At 60.1% G+C, this 9,093-nt stretch carries 8 protein-coding genes and 2 pseudogenes; 8 read left to right on the forward strand and 2 right to left on the reverse strand.

Features of this window, described 5'->3' with window-relative positions; translation table 11 throughout:
• The first annotated feature begins 164 nt into the window (after window positions 1-164).
• The 7 genes from BSF79_RS18840 to BSF79_RS19620 all read left to right on the forward strand — a co-directional run bounded on the left by BSF79_RS18840 (window position 165) and on the right by BSF79_RS19620 (window position 8,137).
• Window positions 165-1,499, forward strand: a complete 1,335-nt coding sequence (locus BSF79_RS18840) for a glutamine synthetase family protein (RefSeq protein ID WP_090271385.1) — start codon at window positions 165-167, stop codon at window positions 1,497-1,499.
• Between the two features lie 110 nt (window positions 1,500-1,609).
• Complete coding sequence (locus tag BSF79_RS18845) at window positions 1,610-2,290, forward strand: type 1 glutamine amidotransferase (protein WP_090271375.1); 681 nt, start codon at window positions 1,610-1,612, stop codon at window positions 2,288-2,290.
• On the forward strand, window positions 2,287-3,645 hold the full coding sequence (locus BSF79_RS18850) for a glutamine synthetase family protein (protein WP_090271376.1): 1,359 nt from the start codon (window positions 2,287-2,289) through the stop codon (window positions 3,643-3,645). Before BSF79_RS18845 ends, BSF79_RS18850 begins: the two co-directional genes overlap by 4 nt.
• On the forward strand, window positions 3,642-4,946 hold the full coding sequence (locus tag BSF79_RS18855) for an NAD(P)/FAD-dependent oxidoreductase (protein WP_090271377.1): 1,305 nt from the start codon (window positions 3,642-3,644) through the stop codon (window positions 4,944-4,946). Before BSF79_RS18850 ends, BSF79_RS18855 begins: the two co-directional genes overlap by 4 nt.
• A gap of 816 nt (window positions 4,947-5,762) precedes the next feature.
• Window positions 5,763-6,239 carry a TetR/AcrR family transcriptional regulator gene (locus BSF79_RS18865; protein WP_090271379.1) on the forward strand — a complete coding sequence of 159 codons (477 nt, stop codon included), beginning with the start codon at window positions 5,763-5,765 and terminating at the stop codon, window positions 6,237-6,239.
• A gap of 586 nt (window positions 6,240-6,825) precedes the next feature.
• Complete coding sequence (locus BSF79_RS18870) at window positions 6,826-7,371, forward strand: YaeQ family protein (RefSeq protein WP_090271380.1); 546 nt, start codon at window positions 6,826-6,828, stop codon at window positions 7,369-7,371.
• A gap of 499 nt (window positions 7,372-7,870) precedes the next feature.
• A complete protein-coding gene (locus BSF79_RS19620) occupies window positions 7,871-8,137 on the forward strand; it encodes a transposase (protein WP_139246501.1) in 267 nt (88 codons plus the stop codon).
• Between the two features lie 11 nt (window positions 8,138-8,148).
• Here the strand turns inward: BSF79_RS19620 and BSF79_RS18880 are convergent.
• Window positions 8,149-8,436: pseudogene (locus BSF79_RS18880) on the reverse strand (IS66 family transposase); the annotation flags it as partial.
• On the opposite strand from BSF79_RS18880, the gene BSF79_RS18885 reads away from it, so the two are divergent.
• Window positions 8,436-8,654 (forward strand): hypothetical protein, encoded by a 219-nt coding sequence (locus BSF79_RS18885; protein ID WP_090271382.1) that lies wholly within the window; start codon window positions 8,436-8,438, stop codon window positions 8,652-8,654. The pseudogene BSF79_RS18880 and the gene BSF79_RS18885 overlap by 1 nt on opposite strands.
• Before the next feature lie 105 nt (window positions 8,655-8,759).
• Here the strand turns inward: BSF79_RS18885 and BSF79_RS18890 are convergent.
• Window positions 8,760-9,093, reverse strand: a pseudogene (locus BSF79_RS18890) (transposase); the annotation flags it as partial.

The raw sequence follows: 9,093 nt of genomic DNA on the forward strand, positions 1-9,093 counted from the left end.
TGATCCCAGACCGCGCTAAATCTACACGTCTGGCCGCTACAACCTGAACAACGGAATTTGATCATAAATTTATTCAAGGACCAAGGGCATGGACCTGACCCGCGCACCCCACTTCGGGGGCCTCGCGCGTGCCAAGACCGGGCCCGGTTCCATCTGGTGAAATGATGAAGAACTGGCTCAGAAAACACCCCGAGGTGCGCACGATCCGTGTCGCTGCCGCCGATCTCAACGGACAACCACGCGGCAAACGCGTGCCCACCCGATTTGCCGATAAGGTGGTCGAGGATGGAACCCGCTTCCCGCTCTCGGTCCTCAACCTCGACATCTGGGGCGAAGATATTGATGACAGCCCGCTGGTCTTTGACAGCGGCGATGCCGACGGCGTCCTCAAACCGACCGAGCGCGGCTTCATGCCGATGCCGTGGCTGTCGTCCCCCTCGGCGCTGCTGCCGATCTGGATGTTCCGCGAAGATGGCCGCCCCTACGATGGCGACCCGCGTCAGGCCCTGCGCGCGGTGGTCAACCGCTACAAGGCGCGCGGCCTCACGCCTGTTGTGGCGATGGAAATGGAGTTCTTCCTGATCGACGATTCGGGCCGCAACCTGCAAATCCCGATCAGCCCGCGCTCTGGCAAACGCCGCAAAGCTGCTGAAACCCTGTCGATCCGCGCGCTGGATGCCTTCGACAGCTTCTTCACCGACCTCTATGACGCCTGTGAAGAAATGGACATCCCCGCCGATACCGCGATTTCCGAGGCAGGCCTGGGCCAGTTCGAAATCAACCTGATGCATTGTGACGACGCCATGCGCGCCGCCGATGACGCCTGGCTGTTCAAGATCCTGGTCAAAGGCATGGCGCGCAAACACGGCTTCGCCGCCTCGTTCATGGCCAAACCCTACGAGGATTATTCCGGCTCCGGCCTGCACACGCACTTCTCGGTGCTGGATGCCGACGGCGAAAACATCTTCGATGACGGCGGCCCGCGCGGCACCGATGACCTGCGCCATGCGGTCGGCGGCTGCCTGCGCGCCATGTCCGACAGCGCGCTGGTCTTTGCCCCGCACGCCAACAGCTATGACCGCATGGTGCCGGGCGCCCACGCGCCCACCGGCATCTGCTGGGGCTATGAAAACCGCACCGCTGCCGTGCGCATCCCCTCGGGCAGCCACAAGGCCCGCCGGATCGAACACCGCGTCGCGGGTGGCGATGTGAACCCCTATATCATGCTGACCGCCATCCTTGGCGCCGCCCTGACCGGTATCGAAGACGGGGTCGAACCGCCCGAGCCGATCACCGGTAACGCCTATGCGCTGGACCTGCCGCAAATCCCCGGTACATGGGCCGAAGCGATCGACGCGTTTGACACCAGCGAGATGATGAAACGCATCTTCGCCCCCGAGCTGATCCGCAACTTCGTGCTGACCAAACGGCAAGAGCTGCACTATATGGCTGAACTGACCCAGCAAGAGCAGGTCGATATCTATCTCGATACCGTATAATTGTTGGGGGCGCGGCTGCACCTTCGCCGGGTGCCTGCGCCCCCCTTCAAGCCCCCTTGCCGACCCTTCGGGGCCGCATTAGCATCCAAATATCCAACACTTGGTGATCCATGAAAATCGGCATCCTGCAAACCGGCCATTCCCCCGACGAGGTCAAAGCCGAGCTGGGCGATTACGCCGACATGTTCGTCCGTCTTCTTGATGGGCATGGCTTTGAATTTGAAACCTACAGCGTGGTCGATGGGCAATTCCCCTCCGGCCCCGACGCCGCCGACGGCTGGTTGATCACCGGCTCCAAACACGGCGTTTATGAAGATCACACGTGGATTCCGCCGCTGGAACAGTTCATCCGCGATGTTCAGGCCATCGGCCTGCCGATGATCGGCGTCTGCTTTGGCCATCAGATCATCGCCCAAGCCCTTGGTGGCAAGGTCGAGAAATTCGCAAAAGGCTGGGCCGCCGGGCCGCAAACCTATGATTTCGAAGGCAAGCCCATGGTGCTGAACGCCTGGCATCAGGATCAGGTCACGCAAGTCCCGCCAAGCGCCCGCGTGGTGGCCACGAATGCGTTTTGCGAAAACGCCGCGCTGCTCTACGGCGACCACATTTTCACCGTGCAGCCGCATCCCGAATTTGCCGCCCGTATGCTGGAGGGGCTGATCACCCACCGCGCCCCCGGCGTGCTGTCGCCCGAACAGATCGCCGACGCCGCCGCCAAACTGGACGCGCCATTGGATGACCGCGCCATGGCCGACTGGATGGCCGCCTTCCTCAAAGGACAAAAGTCATGAGTGATTTCACCGAACAGCTTCCCGAAGCCGCGCAGGCCTATCTTGAAAACCGCCGTTTGGACGAGGTCGAATGCATCGTCGCCGACCTGCCCGGCATTGCCCGCGGCAAGGCCGTGCCTGCGTCGAAATTCATGCGGCAGGAATACTTTCACCTGCCCGATTCGATCTTCTACCAGACCATCACCGGTGACTGGGGCGAGGCCGCAGGCGCCGAAGGCTTTATCGAGCGTGACATGATCCTGCGCCCCGACATGGCCACCGCCACCGCCGCCCCCTGGACCGGCGACTGGACGCTTCAGGTCATCCACGACTCCTATGACCGCAAGGGCAAGCCGATCGAATACGCCCCCCGCAACGTGCTCAAACGCGTGGTCGACCTCTATCACAAACAGGGCTGGGAACCCGTTGTGGCCCCCGAGATGGAATTCTACCTCGTCGCCCGCAACATCGACCCCGCCAAGAAGATCGAACCGATGATGGGCCGCTCCGGCCGCCCCGCCGCCGCGCGTCAGGCCTATTCCATGACCGCTGTCGATGAATTCGGCCCCGTCATCGACGACATCTATGATTTCGCCGAGGCGCAAGGCTTCGAGATCGACGGCATCACCCAGGAAGGCGGCGCAGGCCAGCTGGAAATCAACCTGCTGCACGGCGACCCCGTCAAATTGGCCGATGAAGTCTTCTACTTCAAACGCCTGATCCGCGAGGCCGCGCTGCGCCACGATTGCTTCGCCACCTTCATGGCCAAACCCATCGCCGAAGAGCCCGGCAGCGCCATGCACATCCACCACTCGGTGCTCGACCGCGAAACCGGGCAGAACATCTTCACCGGCCCGCAGGGCGGCGAAACCGATGCCTTCTTCCACTTCATTGGCGGGATGCAGAAACACCTGCCCTCGGTCATCGCCGTGCTGGCGCCCTACGTGAACAGCTATCGCCGCTACGTGCGCGACCACGCCGCCCCGATCAACCTCGAATGGGGCCGCGACAACCGCACCACCGGCATCCGCGTGCCACTGTCCGGCCCGAACTCGCGCCGGGTCGAAAACCGGCTGGCGGGGATGGATTGCAACCCCTACCTCGGCATCGCCGCATCGCTTGCCTGCGGTTACCTCGGCATGATGCAGGAACTCCGCCCCGAGAAGCAATTCAAAGGCGACGCCTATGAAGGCGAAGGCGATATCCCCCGCGTCATGGGCGACGCGCTCGATCTGTTCGAACAGGCCACCGACATGCACGACGTCCTCGGCCCCGACTTCGCCCGCGTCTACTCGATCGTCAAACGCACCGAATACGAAGAGTTCCTGCAAGTCATCTCGCCGTGGGAACGCGAACACCTGCTGTTGAACGTATGAACCTGCTCTATTCCAACGACAAACAGGGCAGCTATCCCGACAGCTGGTACGCGGCCACCGCCAACACCCTGCCGCCCTTCCCGCAACTGCGCGGCAGCGCCCGCGCCGATGTCTGCGTCGTGGGCGCGGGCTATACCGGCCTGTCCGCCGCGCTGCACCTGGCCCAATCCGGGCTGGATGTCGTCCTGATCGAGGCGCACCGCGTCGGCTTCGGCGCTTCCGGGCGCAACGGCGGCCAACTCGGCAGCGGCCAGCGACAGGACCAACAGGCGCTGGAAAAGATGGTCGGGCCCGACGATGCCCGCCACCTGTGGCAGCTGGGCGAAGAGGCCAAAACCCTGGTCAAAACCCTGATCCACGACCACCAGATCGACTGCCACCTGAAACCCGGCGTCGCCTGGACCGGCTTTACCGCAGCCGATACCCACCACCTGCATGACTACGCCCAGCACATGCAGCGCAATTACGGCTACGATCAGATCACCGCCCTCTCCCCCGACGAGTGCCACGCCATCTGCCCCTCCCCCGCCTACAAAGGCGGCCTGCTCGATATGGGGGCTGCACATCTGCACCCGCTGAACTTCGCGCTGGGTCTGGCGCAGGCGGCGCAAAAGGCGGGTGTGCGGATCTTTGAAAATACCCACGCCCACGACATCTCGACCGGGACACAAACCACGATCCGCACCGATCAGGGCCAGATCGCGGCCGACCACGTGGTCCTCGCCTGTAACGGCTACCTCGGCGCGCTGAACCGCAAGGTCGCCGCCCGCGTCATGCCCATCAACAACTTCGTCGTCGCCACCGAACCGCTGGGCGAGGATGCCAAACGCGTCCTGACCCGCGACATCGCCGTGGCCGACAGCAAATTCGTGGTGAACTACTTCCGCCTCAGCCATGACAACCGCCTGCTGTTTGGCGGCGGCGAAAGCTATGGCTACCGCTTCCCCGCCGACATCGCCGCCACCGTGCGCAAACCGATGAGCCAGATTTTCCCGCACCTGCGCGACGTCAAGATCGACTACGCTTGGGGCGGCACGCTGGCCATCACCATGAAACGCCTGCCGTTCCTCGCACGCGTCGCCCCCAATATCCTGTCGGCCTCGGGTTACTCCGGCCACGGCGTCGGCACCGCCACCCATGCGGGCCAACTGATGGCACAGGCGATCAGCGGTCAAACCCAAGGCTTCGATGCCATGGCCGCCCTGCCCACACCTGCGTTTCCCGGCGGCCCCGCGTTCCGCTCCCCGCTGCTAACGCTGGCGATGACTTGGTTTGCCCTGCGCGACCGGCTCGGCGTCTAACGCCGCCCCCCCCCCCACCGCCAAGCCCCTGCCGCTCCCGAACCGCCTCTGGCGTCCGGGTCGGCCCCCATTCACATTTCCCAAATATCCCCGCCGGAGGCCCGTTAACACTTCGCACCCCGCCGCGGGGGCTGCGCGCCCGGTGCACGTGCGGTGCACAGCCGGTGCACACCAATCACCCCCGGTTTCACCTCCTGCGCCGCCGTTAACCTTTGCTGATCGAAACGCTCTCCCCATAGCCCGGCGGAACAAGCCCGCATCAAATCCGTCGCAACCAAAAACGCGGCGCGGGCAGATGGCGCAGGCGGTGGTGCGCCCTGCGGCTCAACCAATGGTAAATGGCGGCATAGCGAACGCACGAAATCAGCAATCCAAACCAGGCGAATAATTTCTGAACTCTCTACGCAAGCCAACGATGTTACCAAAGCTGTCGCTCGATAGCTGCCTTCCTATTCCCAAAAATGCGCAGCGGCGTGCTCTAGTGCACAGCGCTTCCACCCGACCTTCACCCACATGTTGCGGCTCCGGCACGAGGCATCCCAGACATCTATGCAGATGGCGCCTAAAGGCAGTCCCCAGAACCGTGAGAGAACAGCGGCTTCTGAGGGCATGTCAAACACGCAACAAAACTCGAGCAGGTTTTACGAACGACTTGTGTCCAAAAGTGAATTAGCAGCCTCGCTGCATCCCCAGCAGGTCAATATGTCCGACACGCTCAGCTCGGTGCCAGAGGCGCAGTTCACACGCCGCATTGATAGTGTTTGCAGTGAAATGCACATGGCGTAAAGTCGGTTGCAAGAGAGCGTTCGCAAGAACATGGACAAGCGCCCCGAGACGTCAGAGCGGCCCTATCATCACGGGCAACTTCGTGAGGTGCTGATTGAAGAGACCATCCGATTCCTTCGCGGGGAAGGACTGGATCGTTTTTCTCTGCGCACCGTTGCCCGTCGTGTCGGCGTGTCCGCCATGCCACCTGCCCATCATTTCGGCAGCGCCAAGGGATTACTGACGCAAGTTGCGGTACACGGCTATCGGATGCTTGATGCCCAACTGGCCAACTTAAAGCCAGTGCCGGGTCCTCCGCAGGGCATGCTCCGCGCGCATACCGCGGCGTATATCCGTTTCGCGCTGGACGAACCGGAACTGTTCAAATTGATGTTTCGGCGCAATCTGGTTGATCGGACTAACGCCGAATACGTTGCTGTCAGCGGTCAAGCCTTGTCGCGCTTCGCCCAAGCGGCGGCACGGGTGTATGGGATCACGATCGAACCCGACCACGGCGTGATGGAATAGCGCCAATCCTTGCGGCCTGGTCCACTGTGCATGGGCTTGCCCATCTCGCGATAGAGGAGAAGTTGGACGGTATTCTCAATCCTGATCAGCGCTCTAATTTTGCGACGCTAGTTCTCCCCGCCATATTGCAGGCGCACTGGCTCGATGCCCCATCAGCACCGTCGCGCGGCACCTGAGTTCGCCTGAGCAGTGGCGCGACGTGAGCGCGGCAGCGTTCCCTTCAAATTTGCACTTGTGGGGTCTCCTGACTTGATCAGACCATCAAGAAATTCTGTCGAAAACCCGGTCACCAAGGTACTTGCCTATGCAGATCAGAGGCCTGGCGGCCATGCCTGCAGCGTAGCGTGTGCGCGGGTGCCGCCCTTTTACCCCCCTTTCTCCCATGGTCGCCATCTGCTGTGCCAGTGCTTGACGCAAGGTTCAGTTACAAGGGAGAAGACGTGGTCACAACGCTGGATAAGCGTGTGCCACCAGATCGGCTGTCCCAAAACCACTTCGATCGCCTTTACTCGTGGCTTTTTTATCCGCTTTCACATGGTCATCAGACGCAGTAGACATCCCAATCTTTGACGTTTTGGGACAAATCATGGCGCAAAAATCAACCATCTATAAAGTTGAGCTTTCGGTCTCCGACATGGATCGCCACTACTATGAGACCCATAAACTGACCGTTGCCAAACATCCCTCTGAGACGGATGAACGGTTGATGGTGCGCATTGTAGCCTTTGCGCTAAATGCCCATGAGCATTTGGAAATGGCGAAAGGCCTTTCAACGGATGACGAGCCGGATATTTGGCAAAAAAGCCTGAGCGGCGAGCTTGATGTGTGGGTGGCCTTGGGGCTTCCCAGCGAGAAGTTGATGCGTCAATCCTGTGGCAAAGCCGACCAGGTAATTGTCTATCCTTACGGCGGCAGGGCGGCCGAGATATGGTGGGACAAGATCAAAAACAGCACCACCCGTTTTGATAATCTTCAGGTGATAAATTTTTCCGAGACCGACACAGGCGCACTGGCAAAACTGGCAAACCGTGCGATGAAGCTCCAAGTCAACATTCAGGACGGCGATGTGATGGTCAGTGTTGATGATAGCATCGTTTACGTTACCCCCGTAAAATGGAAGAGTGCTGCGTAATTCATGGTTGCCCGCCGCAAAGGCGGACTTGAGCTGCTTGGTGGTGTCCATTTTTGTCAGATGTGGCTCGCTTATATCCGCACCGGGGAAGATGCACCGCAGCGCCGATTGCTATGACAAACGGCAGTTTTGGGCCGTTCACTCCCGTGGTGACATGCTATGGAACCTGACTTTGCAAAGAGCGCGTCCTGAGCTTGGCTTACGTCGGCGCAAACCGCAGCGTAAAACTCCTCCGCCCATATGCACCGTAGGTAAAAATAACGATTTGGGGTATCCGGAACCTGTCAACGACAATCCAAAAGGCCGAAATACATACCATGTGCGGTTCCCAAGCCAAAGGCCCCAGGCGCAAACTCCGGCATGCTCGAAACAGGACCGGACGGGGTGAAAATTGAGCTCCCCCCGAAAATCGGACACTGACGCAAGCTACGATTTGTAGTCTGTTGATCTTCAACACGAAGGAGATCGACGATGTCGAAACGGAAACAACATCACCCAGATGTTTAAGGCCAAGGTGGCCTTGGAAGCGCTGAAAGGTGAAGAGACTGTCAGCGAGTTGGCGAGCCGGTTTGGTGCGCATCCCACGATGATCCATCAATGGAAGCGGGCTCTGCTTGAGGGCGCGTCCAGCGTATTTGAGCGTGGCGGGCGGAAGGCACCAGAAGTTGACGAAGAGCAGGTCAAAGACCTTCACGCCAAGATTGGGGAGTTGGCTGTCGCCAACGATTTTTTGGCCAGAAAGCTCAAACCCTGCACCGGGAAGTGAGGCGCAAGAGGATTGAGCCCTTCCTCGGCGATAGGGGCCACATTGTTGTGGGTCAGCTCATAGAGCTTGCGACGCGCATGCGCCCAGCAATACGCCAGTTGGATCGGTGCACTGTCGCGCAGGTCAAGCACGCGGTTATACGCGGCATAGCCATCCACTTGCAGGGTGCCTTCAAATCCCTGCAATATCTCGGATGCATATTTCCCCGATCGCCCCGGCGCGTAGGTGAAGGCCACACCGGGCGGTTCTGGCCCGTTTCAGGCACGGTCATCGCGGGCGAGCGCCCAGAAGTACCCAGATGCTTCTTACCGATTATGGTCGCGGGATTGGGCTCTTCTCGGAGACGAGCAATGCGCACGTCATCTTCTACTACGGCCTTCTGTCGTTACCGCCGCCACTCGCGATCTCCGGTGACGATCTCGACGAGTATTTCCAATTTCCTGTCCACGAGGCAATCGAACTCGTGAACGCTTATTTCGTTACACGGTTATCAGCGCTCATTGAGCAGGAAGACTAGCCCCATCAATGCTTTAGGTGGCTCCGTGCGCACGTTGCTCGATCCCCGAAAGCGGTTCGATCCCAGGGTAATCCCCCCATTTTTAATGGGGTCCAGCCGTAGAATTCACGCGGCTGTTTTCAGTTTCATAGCGGGTGTCACGCCGCCGATGCCCATGTTGGGTCGCTCGTTGTTATAAGTCCAGAGCCATTCGGTTGCTTGATCCTGCACCTCCTCGATGGTTTCAAAAATGTATTGGCTGAGCCATTCCCCGCGAACAGTGCGATTGTAACGTTCGATTTAGGCGTTCTGCTGTGGTTTGCCTGGTTGGATGTATTCAAGCTGAACTCCTTGTTTTTCGGCCCATTCCATCAGCTTTCCACTGACATATTCCGGGCCATTATCGACCCGAATGGTTTGGGGTTTGCCGCGCCATTCAATGATCTGGTTCAAGCTGCGC

The organism is Thalassovita taeanensis, assembly GCF_900110775.1.
GTDB lineage: Bacteria > Pseudomonadota > Alphaproteobacteria > Rhodobacterales > Rhodobacteraceae > Litorimicrobium > Litorimicrobium taeanense.

Bases quoted from the DNA above. Each gene is read 5' to 3' on its own strand.
- BSF79_RS18840 (WP_090271385.1), top strand. From the start codon at position 165: ATGAAGAACTGGCTCAGAAAACACCCCGAGGTGCGCACGATCCGTGTC.
- BSF79_RS18845 (WP_090271375.1), top strand. From the start codon at position 1,610: ATGAAAATCGGCATCCTGCAAACCGGCCATTCCCCCGACGAGGTCAAA.
- BSF79_RS18850 (WP_090271376.1), top strand. From the start codon at position 2,287: ATGAGTGATTTCACCGAACAGCTTCCCGAAGCCGCGCAGGCCTATCTT.
- BSF79_RS18855 (WP_090271377.1), top strand. From the start codon at position 3,642: ATGAACCTGCTCTATTCCAACGACAAACAGGGCAGCTATCCCGACAGC.
- BSF79_RS18865 (WP_090271379.1), top strand. From the start codon at position 5,763: ATGGACAAGCGCCCCGAGACGTCAGAGCGGCCCTATCATCACGGGCAA.
- BSF79_RS18870 (WP_090271380.1), top strand. From the start codon at position 6,826: ATGGCGCAAAAATCAACCATCTATAAAGTTGAGCTTTCGGTCTCCGAC.
- BSF79_RS19620 (WP_139246501.1), top strand. From the start codon at position 7,871: ATGTTTAAGGCCAAGGTGGCCTTGGAAGCGCTGAAAGGTGAAGAGACT.
- BSF79_RS18885 (WP_090271382.1), top strand. From the start codon at position 8,436: ATGCTTCTTACCGATTATGGTCGCGGGATTGGGCTCTTCTCGGAGACG.